This is a genomic window from Pseudoalteromonas sp. A22, assembly GCF_018141345.1.
Taxonomy (GTDB): Bacteria; Pseudomonadota; Gammaproteobacteria; order Enterobacterales; family Alteromonadaceae; genus Pseudoalteromonas; species Pseudoalteromonas maricaloris.
Window position 1 is genome coordinate 2,548,693 of the sequence record NZ_CP047238.1, and the last position, 19,988, is coordinate 2,568,680.

Sequence of the window (19,988 nt, forward strand, 5' to 3'; positions counted from 1 at the left end):
TTCGATCACAAATAGGATTGACACATGACGATGACACACAACCAATGGCAAGCATTACCCCAATTGCTCACTGAGTTTTCTAAACTTACCGAGGCATTTATACAGTCTAACAATAGCCGTCCAGTCGCAGGTCAAGATATTGCTCCGCCCGACCTAACACTCACAGAGTCTGGAATTGCATTTGAATCACTGATAGAGATTTTTAGTAAACAAGTGGTGCCAAACTTAAGCACCAGCATTGGGCCTAGGTATTGGGGATTCGTCACTGGCGGCGCAACACCTGTTGCCACCTTTGCCGATTGGCTAGTGTCAACCTATGACCAAAATGTCTCAAAGGGCGATGGCTCCATTGCCACCAATATAGAGCGGCAGGCCATTCGTTGGCTAACCGAATTATTCGACCTGCCTGCAAGCTTTGATGGTCTTTTTACTACAGGGGCGACAGCGGCAAATTACTTAGGTGCAGTCATAGCACGCCAATTTGCAGGCCATCAACAAGGGATCAATGTGGCAGAGGATGGAGCCTTCGGTTTAGAAATTGACGTTTTTTGCGCGACGCCCCACGCGAGTATGATTAAGGCGCTTGGTCTTGCAGGCCTTGGCCGTAACCAAATCACTAGAGTCGCAACGCAAGTAGGCAATGAGGCTACGGATATTGCAGCGCTTGAGTCAGCGCTTGCAACAAGTAACGCCAAAGGAAAGGTTGTCATCGCCAGTGCCGCCACGGTTACTGGTACTAATTTTGACGATTTAATTCAGATCCGCCATTTATGCGATAAACACCAAGCTTGGCTGCATGTTGATGCTGCATTTGGCATTTTCGACCGGCTGGTCTCTGGCTCAGAAGGTCGCACTAAGGGGCTAGAGTTAGCCGATAGTATTACCTTGGATGCACACAAGTGGCTCAATGTGCCATACGACTGTGGGATCTTTCTCACTCGTCATTTGCACTACTTGGTTGAAAGCTGCGACGTTCCAGCTCCTTACTTGGTCACATCAAAAGCCGACCCCGACTTTTTTTCGATGGGTGTAGAGAACTCTCGTCGATTTAGGGCACTGCCCGTTTGGATGTCATTACTTGCCTATGGTAAAGACGGGATCCGTCAATGGGTAAGTAAAAATATTGCGCAAACTAAACAGCTTGCTGACTGGTTTGCTGATTCTCCAGACTATGAATTAGTCTACTACGGAGAGCTGAACGTGGTGCTTTTTAAGCCAAGTGGCAAAGACGACGCAGCAACAACCGCCCTTCTTCATGCCATTAATGCAGACGGCCGTATATTTGTCAGCCCAGGGAGTTGGCAAGGACAGAAGGTGATCCGTGCTGCGCTCAGTAATTGGCAAACGGAGCAAGTCGATTTAGACATAGCAAAAAGCGCATTAACCGAATTAGCTAAGGCGCTTTAACATTATAATATTTGAAGTTAGCTAACGCTGTGATTAGGAGTAATACTTTGCGCCAATTTGCGACTGTATTCCTCAAAATCGATATTGCTTTGCTCACCAAGTCCAGCCACCGCATGAGAAATAAACTGCGGTGGTACAAATAGATAAGTACGTTTTTTAAATTTCCAATGACGCACGATGTGCTTGGGCTGATGCTTGTCTTCATCTAACCCAGCCAACGAAAATAAGTCTTGCCAGTCACTCTCGGTATCGCCGGTCGACTGGGCAATACTTTGTGGTTCGATACTAAGCAAAATTGCCGACGTTTGTGGCACGCCCATCAACAGCTCACCAATAAAAAAGATGCTACCACTGCGGCAAAACTGCTGCTGCGCTTCCGTCATCTCAGATTGCTCTGCCATCTTCGCCCTTTGATATTGCATACCATTAAACATGGACTTGGCAAAAGGCAGCTGCTTTTCAGAAAACTCTCGATTTAAGACATGCTGAAACAGCGCTTTGCCGAGCGCATTACCTACGCCATCGTGACTAAAAGTGCCTTCTTCCACATTGGTTTCAATGAAAAGCCCTGACTCTACCAAAATATTTTTCACAGCTTGGTAGTTAAATATTGAAAACGGCTTCCCCGTCACCGGATTTGTTGTCGACGTCACCGCTTTTGTCATTGCGGCAAAAAACACACTGATATCAACGAATGCACTTTTTAAGTCAGTGTCAAAGCTCTGAATGCTATCCGCCGTGGCACACAACATGATATTACCCGTTTCATTAAACACATAATGTTTAGTAATTGGGGTATACATTGGCTGTGACTGCGGTTTTGACGGTTTATCTTGCTTGCTAAACCAAGTTGAGAACATTATTTACTCCCAACATTAACTGTCCTTTTTAGTCGTTTTACTGGCTGCAGTGGTTTGCGGCGATGCGGCTATGACACTTCGCATTGATTCAATCAGATTATTAAATTCAGGGTCTGACATCGCCTCATTGAGCGATGCAGCTTGCTTAACAAATGCAGGTGGCACAAATAAGTATACTGATTTGCACAGACTTAACTGCACGTCTGTATGCCCGCCTTGTAAGCAAGGGCCCGCTTGCCAAATGGCTTTTACATCATTGGCATCCGCTGAAATGACAATGGGCGCGATAGAAATTGCACCAAGCAGATATTCACAGACAAAAATGATGGTGCCGACCTTTTTGTCTTGGCTGTCGGAACTCGCGCTGATACTTACCGAGGCTTGCCCCATACCAGCGATCATATCCATCAATGATTTACCTATGGAGGCTAAATTACCACTGAGCCCTAGTAAAGTTTGGATCAGTTGGCTTGATAAGGTGACGCCACTTTGCTTACTTTCAAATTGAATATTGCTATCTGTCACTTTGACAAACAATCCTGAGCTTGACACTAATTTATTGAGTGCATCGTAGTCGTACAGACTTGTCCCAGCTCCTGCCATCGCTTTTGTGAGCGCGGCAAAAAATACGCTGACTTCACCAAACGCATTTTCAGCTTCTTGCGGCAATACACTTCCACCTGCGGTACTGTTTAGTGTACTTGCGATAAATAAGTTGCCGGTGGCATTCACTACAAATTGTTTAGTCGCTGGCACTTCATTGCTGTTTGTCGTCGTTAAATTAGCGGCCCTGGTTTGTGCATTGCTCACTACAGTGCCTGGTTGAGATGTTGGCATACTCGTTCCTTAGATCTTGATCTAGCAGATATTCTTCTTATGTCGATTTAGTGTAGTCGCATTTTAAATTACTTAAAATTTACTTTTGTGATTTTTTATAACCCAATCCATGTCATAAAAACAGCACTAAAATAAACTGGTGGGCGTACCCTGATGATGTAACAACTGCCACTTACCATTTTGCTCAACCCATAAAGATGACCGATAAGCATGCTCTGAAAGCGTGCCATCAGTCTTTCTCCATGCAGAGCGATAAGTAAGAAGCAAAGCGTCACTATTCATATAAGCACAGTGAAACTGCTCTGCTACCACCTCCCCATCTGGCCATTCTTCTTCATTCATTAAGCATAGGATCTGGCTCAAGTTATATTGGCTTCCAGAGCGTCCAACCTCAATAAATTGAGGGTGAAGGAGTTCGCGACACAACGCCATATTATGCCTATTTTCTTTGCGATGAAGCGCACACTCCTTCGCGATGACTTGCTCAATAATTGACGTTGAACACATCAGAGCAGACTAAGGCTGTTTATCAAATACAATGACGCCCTCTGGGATGGTATACCAGTCTTGCTTTTCACTAACCCATGCATGAACTGTCGGTTGAATAAGGCGAGTATCGTCCAAATTACTTGGTTTGAGTTTAATTGAATTTGGCTCTGCGGGATTAAAGTGGTAAATGCGATTGCCGCAAGTTGGGCAAAACTTAGCTCCGCTAACGTTACCGCTGTCAGCTGGGCGCCGCCATTCTTTCATCAGACCCGAAAATTCAATATCGTCTTTATCAACAATGGCAGTAATGCTAAATGCGCTGGTTGACAGTTTTTGGCAAGCCTTACAGTGACAGGCGACCACCATTCTAGGTGCTGCTTTTAACGTGTAGCTTACTTCACCACATTGGCACGAGCCGTTAATTGGAAATGTCATAAAATATCCTTGCTTAAGTTCTGTCTAACTTCATTGGAATAAATCTAATACCGTTTTTCTGTGCTTCTTGCCCTGTCGCCTGAAAACCTAGCGCAGTATAAAAAGATGCTGCATTTAGCGATGAGCACAATGAGACTTGAGCTGCGGATGTACTCGCTAGTACAGTATCTAATAGTTGCCGACCAACCCCTTTACCTTGGGCTGACTTGGCAACAAATAAATGGGTGAGATAGTTACCATCTCTTAATAAAGCAAATCCAATCAGCTCACCGTTTAATAACGCCTTGGCACCGACAAAGTTGACGTTGCACATCACCTGAGTCACTTCAGGTAATATTTCGTTTAAATAAGTATCTTTTCCAAGCTGCGAAAAATGGGGTAAGACGTCAGCCTCTGAAACTTCGCGCATTAACCTTTCAATAGTATCAGCATCCTCGCCCTGAATAGCCTTAATTGTTACTTTCACTTACGACCCTTTTGGTTTATCGCGTGCTTACATTTCTGGCAAAGGTTGCACCGAATAAACAGTGCATCGCTAACAAACTACACACTAACGTACTGAGATCAAGCTCAAAGGCCCAAAACCATATTGCAAATATCGGGTGTATAACGATAAGCAACCACCAACTCACTCGGCCCACTCTATATAGAAAGTCATTATGTTTTTGCTGAAAGTTTAGTAATCCAAACGCCCATGGAAAAAATGTCCAAACCAAAGACATGATTAATAACATAGTCACTAACAGTTTGATTAATACTTCTCCTAGCATCTATAGTCCCTCAAGTGAGGTACGCAAAACATCTTGAGGTTTAATATTGAGTTCATCACGTCCAAACGCAAAACTATCCCGCTTATAGCGGGGGAAAATATGCAGGTGATAGTGGCTCAATTCGTTAAAGTGCCCGTTGTTTTGCACCAACGTAATCCCATCTGGGGAAAATTTACGCTCAATTCGCACATAAAGGTCACGCGCAACGCGGTGGACTTCAGCCAGTATGGATTCTGGGACCTGAAGGAGCGTTTCATAAGGGGATTTGGGGCAAATTAAGATATGGCCAAAATTTATGGGGTCATGATCGGCAAACGCAATCACCTGTTCTGATTCATATACGATAACCGCTTCTATATTCCGAGCAACTATCTGTTCTACAATCGTCATCAGCTACCTCTCCTTAACCTGATTACATAGCGTAATGTACCTGAGCAACCCTCTTCCTGCCAGTGATATATTCTATTTTCTCCTTTCTTAAGTGAATAATTTTCAAGCCTAAATTCACTCACAACCCATTTAAACCAGTTACATTATTCAATGAATAACCCTACAAGGAATACAACATGTTAAAAACGTTAGTTACGGTGGCTTTATTAGCTTCTGGAAGCGTAGCCAGTGCCGCAAATCACGCAGCGACCCATCATGCGATTCATTATGAAGGACGCGTCAGTAAAAACTATGCCGATGGCAGTGTGAGTTTTAATTGGCCGGGTACCCAGCTGCATACCATGCTCACCGGCCGTGCCTTTCATATCGAGTTGATGGGCTACGGCGATCAATTCGATGTACTGATCGATGGCAAATTCATAAAAAAGCTAAAGACCAACGCCAATGGAGTCGCTGAGACCTTCACGCTATTTGAAAGTACAAAGGCAGAAACCGTCACAATTGAACTCGTTAAACGCTAGGAGCACTACGAACACAATACCCAGATCCTAAGTGTTGATGTGGACGGAAAATTAGACTCAATCCAGCAGCCACAGCCCCATATCTTATTTATTGGCGATTCAATTAGCGCAGGCTTTGGCAGTGAGTCCACCCAAAGACAGTGTGAATGGAGTGAAATTATTGATTTAAGTAACGCGCGTAAAGCATTTCCATATATGAGCGCACAACAGTTGGGTGCCAGTTTTACCCAAGTTTCATACTCAGGTTTAGGCTTAATTCGAAATTGGGGTGGCAATCAGCCACATCATACGCTGCGTAGTTACTATGACAAAATGTCAGCAGTATTTACCGACAACACTGACTTTGAAGATAAGTTTCCACAGCTTATCGTGATTGAAGTAGGCACCAATGACTTTAGTACCGATCCAACCCCTGCAGAGCCTTGGCAAACTATTGATGAAGTCAAAACGCAGTGGGTAGAAACAATGGTCGTTTTCACCAAACAGCTGCGTGCAAGATATCCTGCGGTTCCCATTATTTATATGCCGCGCCCGGCATATCCATATAACTTTATTATTCCAGCAACTCAAGATGCAATTGCAAGGCTTAATCAGCAAGATATCAGTAAACTATACAGTCATACATTCGACTCACCATTAGAAGGCTGTGTGTGGCATCCAACCGCTTCTGAACATCAATACATTGCTGAGAAACTCGTTACCTTTATTAAGCAGCAAACACTTCTCTAAGTAAATGCTCGGCGTTATTCAGTGAGATTAAGCTCGATGTACTGAATAACACGCAAACCATTTACAAACTTTCACATTGTTTTTTATACAAAAATTCACAACAAAAAAATCAATTCACCCACTTTAAAAACAAATTAATGAGAACGATTTTTATTTGTAAAAATAATATTCGTTGAGACTTATACTTTTATCAATACGCAAAGCTGTTACTTTGAACGATTCACCTTTGTTTTGTTTTTTGCAAAAAAAAAGATACAGGGATAACCTTTTAGCAATAACTTACCTCTTTTCAAGCACACAAAAACATGATTAAGATCGTTACGTTATAACATTTTTAAAATAATCATTTGTATCAAATAAATGATGGTTCTTTTCACATTCGTTTTTGCAGTTGGAATAACAAAATGACAAGGTCACTCCTGACAGTTAGCGTGCTTAGTAGCTTATATTCTTCACTTAGTGTTGCCGAACAATCCATTGAAACAATCGATGTACATGGCACTCGCGCGCCTCTTTACAGCACGAGAGACGTGAACGCTTCGGCATTGGGGATGAAAGATCCGCAGCTTCTTCCTATTTCCATTCAATCATTTTCTGAAGAACTGATCAGCAATCAAAGAGTAAAAACGCTAGGCGAAGTCCTTGCCAACGATGCTTCTGTTCAAAATACCTCAATTGGTACGGTTTTCGACTTTGTGAGTCTGCGTGGCTTTCAACTAGATTGGACTAATGGTCTAAGACGCGACGGTTTAGCGCTTGCCCCCTACCAAGATGTACCGCTAGAGAATATTCAGCGCATTGATATCGTTAAAGGCCCTTCAAGTCTCGTATCAGGCTTTAACAACCCCGGCGGTACCATCAACTATGTGACAAAGCGCCCAACCATGGACGCCTTTTTGGATGTCACAACAGAAGTACGTAGTCGTGGAGGAAAGTATTTACACATCGATATCGGTGGGCCAATTTCCGACGAGCAAACACTCGGCTATCGTATAAATGCAGCAGCAGAGAAAAACGGTGACTTTACCGGTGGTGATGACTTAGAGCGCTATTTCTTTAGTGCAGCACTAGATTGGCAAGTCTCAGACCGCCTATTTATCCGATTAGACGGCGATTACCAAGACAAAAGCACCGTATCACAGCCTTTGATAGGACTGGCCAGCGACCCCAATGATCCTGACCGTAAAATATTACCGCCCTATGTCGACACCAGTGATGTATTGCTCGGACAACCTTGGGCAAAGTATCAAACCGAGTCATATAACCTTGCCGCACGTGCTGATTTTTGGTTGAACGACACGTGGCAATGGGTAAACCAAGCTGCGCTTTCTGGTAATGATAGGTTTACCGTTTTTCCTGATATCTACTCAGTTGATACACAAGGTAATGTGCTGTCTGCCGCTATCCACATTACTCCAGACGAAACGTATGACACACTCTCCGCACATAGTTTTATCAGCGGTCAGCTTACCACCGCGGCAATTGAACATGAGCTAGTTATCGGCGTCAGTATTCGTGACTATGAGTCGAAGGATGGCCGTTGGTTTGAGCTAACCAACCCCGTTGGCAATATTTTCAATCCAATTCATAGCAGTAAACCGCAGTTCCCTGATTATCCAGAACCAACCAAAACTGAAGCCTCTGAAAGCGCATTATTTATCACAGATACCTTGCACTTTAACGATGTATTTTATGCCACCTTAGGGCTGCGTCATATTCAATACAAAAAAGAGCAAACTCTACCTGGCCAAACTAAAACCACGCTAGACGACCGAACTTTTAATACTCCCATCATAGGTCTTAACTACAACCCAAGCGATCAGCTCGCGTTTTACGCCAGTTACTCAGAAGGCGCGGGAGAAGGCGGCGTTGCAGTCATCGGCAGCGGTGCAATAAACGAGGGCGAATCACTCGGCCCACAAGAAAGCGAACAAATTGAAGCTGGCATAAAATACCAAACGGACACCATGAACTACTCGATAGCCGTCTTCGAAATAGAAAAGATGTTGGAGTACCACAATCACATTACTAACTATTTCGTGCAAGACGGTGTCCAGTCACATCAAGGTATTGAGCTCAATGCCAGTGGTTCATTTACTCACGGCCTTGCAACCGTAGCATCCATTACCTTGATGGACCCGAGCTTAGATAAGCTTGACGGCGAGCCCGCACTTAATGGCAACACCCCAGCCAATGTGCCTAAATTTCAAGCAAATCTTTATGTCGACTATCAGCTGCCATTTTGGGAGGCGTTAAGCATCAATGCGGGTATTTTCCATGTTGGTGAGCGCGAACAAAACGTCAATAACACGCTAAAGCTACCAGCCTACACGCGCTTCGACTTGGGCGCTAAATACCACTTTACTGACATTAACACCACGCTACGACTCAAGGCCGAAAACCTGTTCGACAAAGAATATTGGCTATCTGGCGGTGCCAAAGGCATAGACTGGGGAGTCGCTCCCGGTCGTGGCCGCACCTTTATCGCCTCATTAAGCGTGAGCTTTTAAGGATAATTCATGACTACACCTGTTATTCAAATCGACAACCTGCAAAAGCGCTTTGGTGAATACCAAGCGTTACAGGGATTAAACTTGAGCGTACATCAAGGTGAAATTCTAGCGCTGCTAGGCCCAAATGGGGCAGGTAAAACCACCACGATTAATTGCTTACTGGGCTTTTTACAACCGGATGCCGGGGAAATCACCATCGCTGGAATTAATCCACAACATGACGTAGTAACGGCAAGGCAGCAACTGGCCTATATTCCTGAACAAGTCGCGCTCTATCCACGACTTAGCGGACTTGAGAATCTAGCGTATTTCAGCAAAATGGCCAGCATAGAAAAGACCGACGAAGCCTTTCGCACACTGCTCAGTGAAGTAAAACTGCCAAGTCACGCTGTAGACAAACCCGTTGCAACCTATTCAAAAGGGATGCGACAAAAAGTGGGCATAGCTATTGCCATTGCTAAGCAAGCCAAGGCATTGATCTTAGATGAGCCCACATCAGGTCTTGATCCTTCAGCCAGCCATGAATTTAGCCAGCTCATTCAGTCACTAGCAAAGCAAGGCGTCGCGATTTTAATGGCGACCCACGACTTATACCGTGCTCAAGAAGATGCCCATCGCGTGGCAATTATCAATCAAGGGCAATTAGTCGATACCTTAGTCTATGAACAACTGCAAGAAGTCCAACTTGAATCCGTTTACCTCAAACATATCAAGGTGGGTGTCTGATGTTTCAAACGACATTCAAAAAGGAATGGCTCGATACCAAGCGGCAGGGACAAGCGCTTTGGCTTGGAGGCATTGCAGTATTGCTGCTCTTGCTTGCCTGCTTAACTGGTTTTAAAAGCCACCAAAGCTATCAGCAAGCAGTTATTGAGGTGTCTCAATCAGAGCAATTTCGCTGGTTAAATCAAGGTGAAAAAGGCCCTCACTCCGCCGCCCACTACGGTATTTACGTGGTCAAACCCACTACCCCACTGGCCGCACTCGACGCGGGATTACAAGCATATCAAGGGAATGTGTTGAGGCTTGAGGCCCATATTCGTAACGATAGCATGTTTCGAAGTGCGCAAGATAACTTACCAATGTCACGTTTTGGCAGCTTATCGCCCGCCTTTGTGCTGCAAGTGTTACTACCGCTATTGATTATATTAATTGGCTACCCACTACTTGCCCGAGAGCGTGAGCAAGGCACCTTAAAACAACTGCTCGCATCGGGTGCAAGCCCTGCAAAGCTGTTTATCGCCAAATGTGCGCTGCTTTTTGCTATTTCTTGCTTATTTTTATTGCCTGTTGCGCTCTTTTTACTTTATAGCCAAGTAACAAGCGCGGAGTCTCATACACTCAGAAGTGGGTTATTTTTACTATTTTATTTGGTTTACCTATTGCTTTGGTCGTTACTCACCACCACGTTTTCAAGTTTACTTCCAACGGCAAGGCGCGCATTGGTAGCGCTATTAACCATTTGGGCCTTTACAACACTTTTACTACCAAAACTGGCGATGAATATCGCGACCACCATTCATCCGCAAGGTTCAGGTCAAACGTTTCAAGCAAAGCTTGAAAGTGAGGTTTATACCGAAGCACGAGTTGAAGCAATCGCAAAGTTCAAACAGCAAACATTGACTCAATATGGTGTTAGCAATGTAGAAGACTTATCTTTTGATTATGCCGGAGCACAACTCCAATTTGGTGAACAATACGCTGATAAAATTTTTGACCGCTTATTTTCAGCGCGTTTAGCTCAATTAGAAGCGCAATCACAAAGCTATCAACTTGCAGGGATGCTAACGCCGTTTATCGCGATACAAACGCTGTCGATGGCCACCGCTGCCAGCGACTTTGTCCACCAGCAAGCATTTGAAAATGCGGCAGAGCAGCACCGCCGTATGATGCAAGAAGTGCTTAACTTTAATCAAAGAGATCACGGTCACAAGGCGGGCGGCCATTACACTGCGGGCGAGGAATTATGGCAACAGATCCCAAAGTTCGCATTCCAATATCCCAATTTTATTCGTTACCTGCCTCACTACGTTATCAGCCTGTTTAGCCTGAGCTTTTGGCTAATCGCTCTGGTGTTATTGAGTTTCTTCGCGATTAAAAAGCTGCGTTTGGAGGAGCAAAGATGAAACGTTTAATGTTAGCTACTGAGTTTAAAAACCTCTGGCGAGAAAAGCTCGTACTCGCGCTGTTCTTGACCACCAGCGTGCTTGCACTAGTGGCATTTTTTAACGCCCATTACTTTGCTAAAAAACAGCATGATGTGGTGCTTGCCGCGCAGCAAATGCAGCAACAGGCCATCCAAGATGCCAAAGCTGGATTACCCGAAAGACTCGCCAGTACAGCAGACTATAAGTGGTGGGAAGACCCGTACGACCTGCGCGGGCAGGCTTTTTACTTGATGCAAAATTACGCCACTAAAGCCCCGCTTGCAACGTCACCAATCGCAACAGGGCAAGCCGACGTATTACCTTACTATTTTAAGATGCTAATCAAAGAAAAACAGCACATCGTTCATCAATATGACTATGTTCACCCACTATCTCTGCTGTTAGGCCAGTTCGATTTAAGTTTTGTGATTGTCTACTTACTGCCATTGCTCATTATAGGCATTTGCTTTAATGCGTTAGCGAGTGAACGCCAAGGTGGACAGCTAAGACTACTGATCCTTCAAGGAGGCAGTGCAACCCTCCTTCTGACCTATCAATTATTGCTACGAAGCACGTTAATTGTGCTGCCATTTTTAAGTGTTAGTAGCCTACTTTTAATAACAATACGAGAGCAGCTAGGGGTGATTGAACTGCTGAGTTATAACCTTATCGCACTATGTTATTCTGGGTTTTGGATTGCCTTAACCGCTTGGGTAAATAGCAGAGCTAAAAGTGCGGCAAATAACGCAGCTACCTTGGTCACCTGTTGGCTTGCCTTGGTGATTGTGGTTCCAGCTTTGGTCAATACCAGTATCGCTTTACTCGACCCAACGCCTTCACGAATTCACTACATAGATAGCCTGCGTGCCGCCAGTGACGATGCCCAAAAAGCGAGTGAAAAGACTTTAGCTCAGTATTTTCAAGATCATCCAGAGCTTGCCAAAAATGGCAGTGGTGCCAGCGATTACGCCACCAAAAAAATTGCTACTATTAATTCTGTCGAACGCGCAATGGCAGCCCAAGATGTACTATTTTTAACGGCGCAACAAGCACAGCAACATAACGCGCAAAAGCTACAATACCTTTCCCCCGCACTCATCGTACAAACACTGTTGGTTGATTTAGCGGGCAATGGGTTAGCACGTCATCACGCCTTTATGGAAGAAGTTGAAGCTCATCATCAAGCACTACAAGGTTTCTTTGCCAGCGAAATTGCCAATGCCAATCAAAGAGGCGATTTTGCACCTTGTGAGGGTTGTAGCGCAAAGCCAACGCTCACAGATCTTGCGGATATTCCTCAATTTAGCAATGACTTTGCCACACCCGTGAACAACTACACGCCATTAATCTGGTTGCTGCTACTAGCCGTTGGCCTGCTCGTTATAGCAAAACGCCACGTCAACAAGTTAGACAGTGCAAATAACAAAGAGGTGTTAGTCGTATGAGTGATGCCTTCACTGCAAAATTGCATCCGCAAACACAAAGCCTGCTAACGGAGCACCAAGCCAAATTATTTGAATGGGCGGCAGCATTGGGAGCGCCGCTACATTTAGTGTTTCCTCAGCGTTTTGCGGAAAATATCGAAACCCTGCAAGCCTACTTTATAACGCTCGGGCTTGAGCATGAGATTTATTTTGCCAAAAAAGCCAACAAAGCCCAATGCTTTACTCTAGTCGCGTCTAATCACGATATAGGGATAGACGTGGCTAGTGTGCAAGAGTTTGAACTTGCCCTAAGCGGTGGTATTCAAGGGGTAAAAATTGGTGTATCTGGTCCGCATAAATCAGATGCCTTACTTAGCTTAGCACTTGTACATCAAGCGCTTATCGCCATTGACTCAAGTGCTGAGTTAAGCTCGGTCATTACACTGGCCCGCCAGCGAAAGCGCCCAGCGCGAGTGCTACTGCGTTTACAAACACAACCAACTAAAGCCTCACGCTTTGGCAGTTCACTGTGTCAGCTTACGCCATTATTAGCTCAGTGCCGAGAATACGAGGAGTGGGTAAGCTTAGAAGGATTTAGCTGCCACTTAAGCGGATACTGCCCACAAGCACGTGGCCAGAGCATCCATACTTTAATCGATGCGATAGACGAAGCTAGGCAAATAGGACTGTCGCCATCAAAAGTGAATATTGGCGGTGGCCTGCCCGTCTCCTATCTACAAAATGAGCAGTGGCAACAAGCCTTGGACTTCGAATGCTTTTTTGCAGGTAAAACCTTTGCAGGGTTTTATCCCTACCATAATGAGCAAAACCCTGCGGACACCTTACACGCTATTTTGGCAGTGAAGAACGCGCATGGACAAACCGCATTAGCGGCATTACGCCAAAAGAGCCTAACACTGATGCTCGAGCCTGGCCGGGCACTGCTCGATGAGGCTGGCATTAGCTTGTTTAAAGTGCAAGGGACAAAGCCGCACCTAGGCACATCAGACTGTCATATCGCTACACTTTCGGGCTCAAGCTTATCGCTGTCAGAACAGTGGTTTGAAAGCGAATACTTGCCGAGCCCGCTGTTACTCACTGCACATTCAAACCGCAAGCAAGGAGCGTATCGCGTGGCCTTTGGCGGAGCAACCTGCCTAGATAGCGACATGCTAAGCTGGCGGTTTATTCCCTTGTCGCAACTACCGAAGCGCGATGACCTAATGATTTACCTCAACACCGCAGGATATCAAATGGATTCAAATGAATCCGAGTTTCACTCTATGCCATTGCCACGAAAAATCGCCGTAACGTGGGAGAACAATACACTTTCTTGGCAGCTACTTAGCTAAAAGTTACCCAACAACACAACGTAAAGGAGCCTATTTATGAACATAAATGCGCAGCATTCGCTCGCCTCGACATTACACCTAACCCCTTATTTAAGGGTATCGCAAAGCATTGGTAATACCCCGCTAATGCAGTTTTTAAGCCTACCAAACGGTAGCAAACTGTATCTTAAGCTTGAGCAGTTTAACCCCACCGGTAGCGCTAAGATCCGAATGGCGAAGTCTATGTTAGATGAAGCAGAAGCCAACGGCCAACTGAAGCCGGGGGGCTGGGTCGTTGAGTCAACCTCTGGCAATACCGGCGTTGGTCTTGCGCTGCTTGCAGCGGAGCGTGGCTATCGCTTTACCGCTCTTGTGGATAACCATGCGGCAAAAGAGAAAATCAGCAATATGAAAGCTTTTGGCGCGGAAGTGATCTGTGTTAGCGAAGCCGGAGACGACAGCTTATCGACTGATATTCGCGATGCGATGGCCGCAAAGCTGGCAAAAGAGCAAGGCGCATTTTGGACCGCCCAGCACAATAATTTTGCCAATAGTCGCGGTTATACAGGACTTGCGCAAGAGGTCTTTTATGAACTTGGTGAACACATTACCCACCTTGTCGGTGCGGTTGGCACAGGTGGGTCGCTATGCGGCACAACAAGGGCTCTGCGGGATTTAGGTTGTCATCAACTCACAACGATTGGGGTTGAACCTGTGGGTTCTGTGATCTTCGGTGGACCAGGACTAAATTATCATCAGTCAGGAACGGGGACGCCTGAAGGCGCTGAGATAGGCCCTGTAATTGAGTATGAACTTATCGACAAAGGCGTGAAGGTATCTGACAAACAAGCGTTTAATACCGCCAGATACCTTGCAAAGCACTACGCCCTAATGATCGGTGGCTCGGCAGGTGGGGTGATATACGAAGCGCTACAGGCGTTAAAAACCGCCCCCGCCGATAGCTTATTTGTAGTGCTCGTTTGTGACGGTGGCGAGAAATATCTCGATACGGTATTCAATGATGATTGGATGGCAAAACACGACCTTATCGACATTAACATCGAGCAAGAGCTCGATGACCTATTAACGCAATATAAACCTGCCGCGAGAGCCTAACCATGACCCAACAAACTGTTCTGCCGATACTAAATGAAGCCCGATTGGCGCAACTTGATTTTCCCTATAGTAAAGTCATTGAGGTGGTGGAAAATGCCTTTCGCTCACTGCATCACCCTGACTCTGCAAACCCACTCAAAGTGATTATGACGCCACAAGATGGCCGCTCCATTGCCTATAGTATGGCTGGCCGAGATGCTGCAAGTAATACCGTAGGGTTTAAGGTGGTCTACGAATACGATCCTGACAGAAGCCGTAACCAATATCAGTTTTACTCTTTTATCTTCCTTTGCGATGATGCCACAGGCCACCCTGTGGCCCTCATGGATGTAAAAGAACTAGGTCCTATGCGCACGTCAGCCACCTCCGCCTTGTTTGCAAAGTATGCCGTTCATTCAGATGCCAAAAATGCGTTGGTTGTAGGCACAGGTGTTCAAGGGCAAATCGCTTTACCTATGCTCGTCACGGCATTACCACAACTCACACATCTAACCGTCCACGGCAGCTATCAAACAGGTTTGGAAGCGGTTCAGCTAAAACTAAAGGAGCATCACCCACAGCGACAAGTTGCGGTATCACAAGACTTAGAAGCTTCAGTAAGACAAGCCGATGTGATCCTTGCCGTTACTGGGTTGTCCGCCAAAGAGAACATTAAATATGAATGGTTAAAACCCGGCGCTGTGGTGATTTTAGTTGGCTATGGAATCGAAAAACCAGTGCTACACCGAGCTGATAGATTGCTCACAACGGATGCAGAACAAATGAAGGTCACCGGAGACGATTTATTAGACGAGAACGGTAAACTACCTGCCGTTGATGCGACATTAACGGACATACTGAATGGTGAAAAGCCAGCACGCACCCACCCTGATGAAATTATCTTTGTCTATAACAGCGGCATGATCATTACTGACGTGGCGCTCGGACGAGCGGTTGCAGACTTTGCCATCACACAAGAAAGCGTGGAGGAAGTAACGTTATGGTAGCTTCAGCGCGCGCCGATATTTTTAAAGTAAGCCAGCTTGCAGGGCCGCTTATTCTAACCAATCTGCTCTACGTGGCAATTGCAACGATAGATCTTATCATGCTCGGGATGTTGAGCCCGTTAGAACTGGCTGCTGGCGGCCTCGCCATTGGTATTTTTAATCAATTTAGAACCATGGGAACGGGCGTTGTCACGGCAACGGGTAATTTGGTTTCTGATGCAATCGGTAAGGCTAAACTAGATCAGATCACTTCTCTTTTTAACGCCAGCATGCTTATCGGAACATTTTTAGGTCTACTGTTTGCCGCCGCGATGTTTGCCATAGAGCCATTTTTAAGGTTTATCGGTACATCTGAGGCAATTGCCAATTTGACGACCCAATATTTAACCGTTATCGCTTTGGGCCTATTACCTTGTTTTTGGTTTCAAAGCGTACGGCATTTTAGTGTTGGATTGAAAAGGCCAGGGCCATTGATGTTGATAACCGGCGTATCTGTTGTCCTCACTATCGTGCTCAACTATGGCCTAATTTTTGGTCAGTTTGGTCTACCACAACTCGGTTTTGTGGGGGTTGCGGCCGCCACGTGCATCGTGCTGTATTTATCGTTTTTGCTGTTTATACTATTTGCCAAGCGCGATGACGTACTCAGCCCCTACCTCACTATAAAGTTTTGGCAAACCGACCGCGAAGCACTTAGCAAAACATGGAAAATGGGCGTGCCAATTGGCGCAACTTACGGACTTGAAGCTGGGTTTTTCACCGTGCTTGCGTTATTTGTGGCAACACTCGGCGTTAACGCGTTAGCCGCCCACAACGTGGTAAGCCAAATGGTGTACATCGTATTTATGGTATCTGCCGGCATTTCATCTGCTTGTTCTATTTACATCAGCGAAGCCAATGCTGCGGGGGACTTTCACCATGCGAAACGCATCGGCAATTTGGGCATTATTTGCGGTGCAGCGGTCATGTCTGTTTTCGCCTTAATCTATTTATTCACACCCGAATTTGTGCTGCGGCCATTTTTAAGTGCAGAAGAATTACAAAACTCCGATGTCGTTGTTATCGCCATAGAGCTACTCGTTATTGCCGCCTTTTTGCAGTTTTTTGACGCGTGGCAAAATATCGGGCTCGGTATCCTGCGTGGACTTGGCGATGTTAAAAGCACCCTAATGCTGTCTTTAATTGGTTATTGGTGCATTGGTCTTCCCGGTGCGTGGTTATTTCAAGAATTTTTCTCTTTGGGGATTTTGGGCGTTTGGTACGCCTTAATGTTAGGACTTGCGGTCACAGCGCTATCTGAGATCTGGCTTTTTAATCATAGGGCTAACCGTTTGCTTGAGCCCACATCACTCAAGGAGCAAAACGCATGACAACAACAATGCCAAACCCAGCCCGTAAAGAAGTCATTGCACTACCGCCTTATGGTGCAGGACAGACCATTGAGCAAGCAACAGCGCGCAATCTCCACCCCAATATGATAAACCTATCAGTGAATGAAAACCCTTTAGGGCCGAGCCCTGCAGCGCTTAATGCTTTTAAGGCACAGCTGCATACCGCTAGCTGCTATCCAGACAGCCAATGCACAGAGCTAAGCGAACAGCTGGCAACTAAACTTAACGTTGCCAGAGAACAAATTGTACTCGGCAATGGCTCTGAGGATGTACTCTCAATGCTCTGCAAAGCCTTTCTCAGTCAAGGCGATAAAGTGTTAGTGGCTAAGCCTACCTTTGCGCTTCATGGGATTTACGCCAATATGATGGGGGCAAAGGTACTGGAGGTGCCGATGCAAAGCGATTTGTCCTATCGAATTGATGATTGGCTCGATGCTATCGCACATCACCCAGATTTAAAAATGCTGATGCTTGCAAACCCATCCAACCCCATAGGTTGTACGTTTGATGCCAATAATTTGCAGCGCCTTATTGATGCCTGTCCGCTCAATACGGTTATCGTCATTGATGAAGCATACTGCGAATATGCCCAAGGCCACAAACAGTTTGTCGATAGCTTAACACTACTTCAAACACAGCCTCGTCCCTACGCGGTATTACGGACTTTTTCCAAAGCCTATGGTCTTGCAGGGCTTAGAGTGGGCTACGGCGTAATGGCAAATGCACAATTGGCGGATTATCTGCACCGCGTACGTACACCTTACAATGTAAATCGACTAGCACAACTTGCAGCGATCGCGGTACTACAAGACCCCTCATATTTGGCAGACACGGTCACGCAAACGAATCGCGAAAGGGAAAAACTCAGCGCCTCCCTCACCGAGCAGGGTTATTTTGTCGCGCCAAGTCTAGCCAACTTTTTATTTATTGATGTCAAGCAGCCGTCTGCGCATGTCGCATCTTTGCTGCTGCAACAAGGAATAATGATAAAACCTTGGCTAGAATCAGGTTTTGATCATTTTGTGAGAGTAAGCATCGGGCTGCCAGAGCAAAACCTTAGGGTGCTTGAAGCCTTTAAACAGTTGTAAGTATCGCCCTCTACGAGGGCTTTTAAGCACAAGCTGCCTGCTGATTTAAATGGTAAAGTACTTGGCTGTCGGCCTTATGCGTAAATAAGGTCGACTTTTCTGGAAAGTACTTGCCTGCTTTAGCAGCAGCAAAGATGTCTTCAATTTGGGGAGCACGACAGATGGTAGTTACAACATGAGCGTTATCACTCAGCTCAACTTTATTTTTAGACCACAGCTCCTCAAACGCTGGCAGTGACTGCAGTGCTCTACGCAACTGGGTCTGAATAAGATAAGAATCGCTTGTCGCGCGTCGTAGGACAAAATATAGAGCAGCTTTCCCCAACCAAATAGTATAATCGGCCTCAGTCTCCGAGGATTCACAGATATCAAAATTGCTTAGGTGCTGTTTGAATTTGGTAACATCTACAGCTTGTGTGTAAGATGCCTGCACCGCGAAACTCGTTATCACCGCATCTTGCTGTGGAACTAACCATGCCATCATCCGAGATTGAGGCGCATGACGTTGGCTTGCTGCAAACATCCTGTGATGTCCATCTGCAACTAGCCATTGCTGATGCATTGTGATCTGCTGCCTGAATTCTTGTAGCACGTAAGGGCTTTCAACAGTATAGAGGCGATGAGTACACTCACCGCAATCACTGTACCACTGCGCAGTTTCAACACATTCCGCTTGCCATCGCACCTCATCCAAGTCAAGTTTTCCGACCAAAAGACAAGGGGGTAACAGCAACTTCTCGCTCTGAACACGCTTTTTCAGCGCCATAGCATGGGAAACCGAAACCGACTCGTGAGGCAGAATTGCTTGCTCAGGTAACGCTGAAACGTCGAGCTCGGCCAAAATGCCGGTAACCAAAATATCACCTTGCTCCACTTGGTAAAGATGAAGTGGTCCATCCGTTATTGTGATCATAAAATAAACCTTGCACCAATTTAGATACAATATAACATACCAATTACTGGGTAACATCAAGTTTACATGACAATTTATACTTAGCTGGCTATTGGAAGTAAATTCAAAGCAGTTAGCGCTAAAACTGGCTGCTAGAAAGGCATTAATAATCCGATTAGCTACAAACATCCACCGCCAGCGCTAATTTCTCAATACCATGTGCGGGCAGCCAGCGTTTGTACTCAACAAAACCATGCTTATTATACAATTTTATCGCAGGTGCATTTGCGGTCGCAGTTTCAACAATCACTTTTGCAGCATCAAACTCCGTTAAAGCAAAATTCAGTAATTTACCCGCAATCCCTTTGCGAAAATAACTGGGATCGACAGTCAGGCTATCTATTTCTAGCGTTTTCTCAAAAATGACAATTTCAATGACTGCGGCAAGATTTTGATTTTCAAAATATCCATAAAAGTGACTCGTCGCACCGCATATATCTTCTATCGTTCGAGATAAAGGCGGAAAATAACTCGCCCCAATTAACTCAGCTTCTATTTTGTATGACCGTTGAAATACATTGAAAATCTCTCTCGCCACCGACGCATCGCGATTGTTTAATTTTTGGATCATATATTCCGCTTCCCAAATGTTCCCATAACTT

Annotated in this window: 21 protein-coding genes; 12 read left to right on the plus strand and 9 right to left on the minus strand. The window is 45.4% G+C overall.

The window, feature by feature from the left end; genetic code table 11:
* The first annotated feature begins 24 nt into the window (after positions 1–24).
* Positions 25–1,407: a pyridoxal-dependent decarboxylase gene (locus GSF04_RS16215; RefSeq protein WP_211857873.1), complete on the plus strand. Its 1,383-nt coding sequence runs from the start codon at positions 25–27 to the stop codon at positions 1,405–1,407.
* A 17-nt stretch (positions 1,408–1,424) separates the two neighbouring features.
* Here the strand turns inward: GSF04_RS16215 and GSF04_RS16220 are convergent, their stop codons facing one another.
* From GSF04_RS16220 to GSF04_RS16250, 7 genes are all read right to left on the minus strand, one after another.
* The gene (locus GSF04_RS16220) at positions 1,425–2,267 is read right to left on the minus strand and encodes a hypothetical protein (protein ID WP_211857875.1); all 843 of its coding nucleotides are present in this window, start codon (positions 2,265–2,267) and stop codon (positions 1,425–1,427) included.
* Between the two features lie 15 nt (positions 2,268–2,282).
* Entirely contained in the window at positions 2,283–3,104 is an 822-nt protein-coding gene (locus tag GSF04_RS16225) for a hypothetical protein (protein WP_211857877.1), read from the minus strand.
* 126 nt (positions 3,105–3,230) lie between these two features.
* Complete coding sequence (locus GSF04_RS16230) at positions 3,231–3,611, minus strand: DUF4440 domain-containing protein (RefSeq protein ID WP_211857879.1); 381 nt, start codon at positions 3,609–3,611, stop codon at positions 3,231–3,233.
* Between the two features lie 9 nt (positions 3,612–3,620).
* On the minus strand, positions 3,621–4,028 hold the full coding sequence (locus tag GSF04_RS16235) for a GFA family protein (RefSeq protein ID WP_045989788.1): 408 nt from the start codon (positions 4,026–4,028) through the stop codon (positions 3,621–3,623).
* A gap of 13 nt (positions 4,029–4,041) precedes the next feature.
* A complete protein-coding gene (locus GSF04_RS16240; protein ID WP_211857881.1) occupies positions 4,042–4,494 on the minus strand; it encodes a GNAT family N-acetyltransferase in 453 nt (150 codons plus the stop codon).
* A gap of 16 nt (positions 4,495–4,510) precedes the next feature.
* Positions 4,511–4,798, minus strand: coding sequence for a hypothetical protein (locus GSF04_RS16245; protein WP_211857884.1), 288 nt, complete (start codon positions 4,796–4,798; stop codon positions 4,511–4,513).
* A complete protein-coding gene (locus GSF04_RS16250) occupies positions 4,799–5,188 on the minus strand; it encodes an HIT family protein (RefSeq protein ID WP_211857886.1) in 390 nt (129 codons plus the stop codon). It lies immediately after the preceding gene.
* Positions 5,189–5,364: 176 nt separating this feature from the next.
* Between GSF04_RS16250 and GSF04_RS23395 the strand changes: the two genes are divergently transcribed.
* The 11 genes from GSF04_RS23395 (at position 5,365) to hisC (ending at position 18,434) form a co-directional block, all read left to right on the plus strand.
* Positions 5,365–5,709, plus strand: a complete 345-nt coding sequence (locus GSF04_RS23395; protein WP_249122398.1) for a hypothetical protein — start codon at positions 5,365–5,367, stop codon at positions 5,707–5,709.
* Positions 5,710–5,748: 39 nt separating this feature from the next.
* Positions 5,749–6,438 carry an SGNH/GDSL hydrolase family protein gene (locus tag GSF04_RS23400; RefSeq protein ID WP_249122399.1) on the plus strand — a complete coding sequence of 230 codons (690 nt, stop codon included), beginning with the start codon at positions 5,749–5,751 and terminating at the stop codon, positions 6,436–6,438.
* A gap of 404 nt (positions 6,439–6,842) precedes the next feature.
* Positions 6,843–8,948 carry a TonB-dependent siderophore receptor gene (locus tag GSF04_RS16260; RefSeq protein ID WP_211857888.1) on the plus strand — a complete coding sequence of 702 codons (2,106 nt, stop codon included), beginning with the start codon at positions 6,843–6,845 and terminating at the stop codon, positions 8,946–8,948.
* 9 nt (positions 8,949–8,957) lie between these two features.
* Entirely contained in the window at positions 8,958–9,677 is a 720-nt protein-coding gene (locus GSF04_RS16265; protein WP_211857890.1) for an ABC transporter ATP-binding protein, read from the plus strand.
* On the plus strand, positions 9,677–11,077 hold the full coding sequence (locus GSF04_RS16270; protein WP_211857892.1) for a DUF3526 domain-containing protein: 1,401 nt from the start codon (positions 9,677–9,679) through the stop codon (positions 11,075–11,077). The genes GSF04_RS16265 and GSF04_RS16270 overlap by 1 nt, the downstream gene beginning before the upstream one ends.
* Positions 11,074–12,543 (plus strand): DUF3526 domain-containing protein, encoded by a 1,470-nt coding sequence (locus tag GSF04_RS16275; RefSeq protein WP_211857894.1) that lies wholly within the window; start codon positions 11,074–11,076, stop codon positions 12,541–12,543. Before GSF04_RS16270 ends, GSF04_RS16275 begins: the two co-directional genes overlap by 4 nt.
* A complete protein-coding gene (locus GSF04_RS16280) occupies positions 12,540–13,874 on the plus strand; it encodes an alanine racemase (protein ID WP_211857896.1) in 1,335 nt (444 codons plus the stop codon). The genes GSF04_RS16275 and GSF04_RS16280 overlap by 4 nt, the downstream gene beginning before the upstream one ends.
* 36 nt (positions 13,875–13,910) lie before the next feature.
* Complete coding sequence (locus GSF04_RS16285) at positions 13,911–14,969, plus strand: cysteine synthase family protein (protein WP_211857898.1); 1,059 nt, start codon at positions 13,911–13,913, stop codon at positions 14,967–14,969.
* Positions 14,970–14,971: 2 nt separating this feature from the next.
* Positions 14,972–15,955 (plus strand): ornithine cyclodeaminase, encoded by a 984-nt coding sequence (locus tag GSF04_RS16290; protein ID WP_039497239.1) that lies wholly within the window; start codon positions 14,972–14,974, stop codon positions 15,953–15,955.
* The gene (locus GSF04_RS16295) at positions 15,949–17,325 is read left to right on the plus strand and encodes an MATE family efflux transporter (protein WP_211857900.1); all 1,377 of its coding nucleotides are present in this window, start codon (positions 15,949–15,951) and stop codon (positions 17,323–17,325) included. Before GSF04_RS16290 ends, GSF04_RS16295 begins: the two co-directional genes overlap by 7 nt.
* Positions 17,322–18,434 carry a histidinol-phosphate transaminase gene (hisC, locus tag GSF04_RS16300; RefSeq protein WP_211857902.1) on the plus strand — a complete coding sequence of 371 codons (1,113 nt, stop codon included), beginning with the start codon at positions 17,322–17,324 and terminating at the stop codon, positions 18,432–18,434. The genes GSF04_RS16295 and hisC overlap by 4 nt, the downstream gene beginning before the upstream one ends.
* A gap of 22 nt (positions 18,435–18,456) precedes the next feature.
* Here the strand turns inward: hisC and GSF04_RS16305 are convergent, their stop codons facing one another.
* Positions 18,457–19,347: a DUF1015 family protein gene (locus tag GSF04_RS16305; RefSeq protein ID WP_211857904.1), complete on the minus strand. Its 891-nt coding sequence runs from the start codon at positions 19,345–19,347 to the stop codon at positions 18,457–18,459.
* Positions 19,348–19,501: 154 nt separating this feature from the next.
* Positions 19,502–19,957, minus strand: coding sequence for a GNAT family N-acetyltransferase (locus tag GSF04_RS16310; RefSeq protein ID WP_193521442.1), 456 nt, complete (start codon positions 19,955–19,957; stop codon positions 19,502–19,504).
* Positions 19,958–19,988: the final 31 nt, after the last annotated feature.

Bases quoted from the DNA above. Each gene is read 5' to 3' on its own strand.
- GSF04_RS16215 (WP_211857873.1), top strand. From the start codon at position 25: ATGACGATGACACACAACCAATGGCAAGCATTACCCCAATTGCTCACT.
- GSF04_RS16220 (WP_211857875.1), bottom strand. From the start codon at position 2,267: ATGTTCTCAACTTGGTTTAGCAAGCAAGATAAACCGTCAAAACCGCAG.
- GSF04_RS16225 (WP_211857877.1), bottom strand. From the start codon at position 3,104: ATGCCAACATCTCAACCAGGCACTGTAGTGAGCAATGCACAAACCAGG.
- GSF04_RS16230 (WP_211857879.1), bottom strand. From the start codon at position 3,611: ATGTGTTCAACGTCAATTATTGAGCAAGTCATCGCGAAGGAGTGTGCG.
- GSF04_RS16235 (WP_045989788.1), bottom strand. From the start codon at position 4,028: ATGACATTTCCAATTAACGGCTCGTGCCAATGTGGTGAAGTAAGCTAC.
- GSF04_RS16245 (WP_211857884.1), bottom strand. From the start codon at position 4,798: ATGCTAGGAGAAGTATTAATCAAACTGTTAGTGACTATGTTATTAATC.
- GSF04_RS16250 (WP_211857886.1), bottom strand. From the start codon at position 5,188: ATGACGATTGTAGAACAGATAGTTGCTCGGAATATAGAAGCGGTTATC.
- GSF04_RS23395 (WP_249122398.1), top strand. From the start codon at position 5,365: ATGTTAAAAACGTTAGTTACGGTGGCTTTATTAGCTTCTGGAAGCGTA.
- GSF04_RS16260 (WP_211857888.1), top strand. From the start codon at position 6,843: ATGACAAGGTCACTCCTGACAGTTAGCGTGCTTAGTAGCTTATATTCT.
- GSF04_RS16265 (WP_211857890.1), top strand. From the start codon at position 8,958: ATGACTACACCTGTTATTCAAATCGACAACCTGCAAAAGCGCTTTGGT.
- GSF04_RS16270 (WP_211857892.1), top strand. From the start codon at position 9,677: ATGTTTCAAACGACATTCAAAAAGGAATGGCTCGATACCAAGCGGCAG.
- GSF04_RS16275 (WP_211857894.1), top strand. From the start codon at position 11,074: ATGAAACGTTTAATGTTAGCTACTGAGTTTAAAAACCTCTGGCGAGAA.
- GSF04_RS16280 (WP_211857896.1), top strand. From the start codon at position 12,540: ATGAGTGATGCCTTCACTGCAAAATTGCATCCGCAAACACAAAGCCTG.
- GSF04_RS16285 (WP_211857898.1), top strand. From the start codon at position 13,911: ATGAACATAAATGCGCAGCATTCGCTCGCCTCGACATTACACCTAACC.
- GSF04_RS16290 (WP_039497239.1), top strand. From the start codon at position 14,972: ATGACCCAACAAACTGTTCTGCCGATACTAAATGAAGCCCGATTGGCG.
- GSF04_RS16295 (WP_211857900.1), top strand. From the start codon at position 15,949: ATGGTAGCTTCAGCGCGCGCCGATATTTTTAAAGTAAGCCAGCTTGCA.
- hisC (WP_211857902.1), top strand. From the start codon at position 17,322: ATGACAACAACAATGCCAAACCCAGCCCGTAAAGAAGTCATTGCACTA.
- GSF04_RS16305 (WP_211857904.1), bottom strand. From the start codon at position 19,347: ATGATCACAATAACGGATGGACCACTTCATCTTTACCAAGTGGAGCAA.
- GSF04_RS16310 (WP_193521442.1), bottom strand. From the start codon at position 19,957: ATGATCCAAAAATTAAACAATCGCGATGCGTCGGTGGCGAGAGAGATT.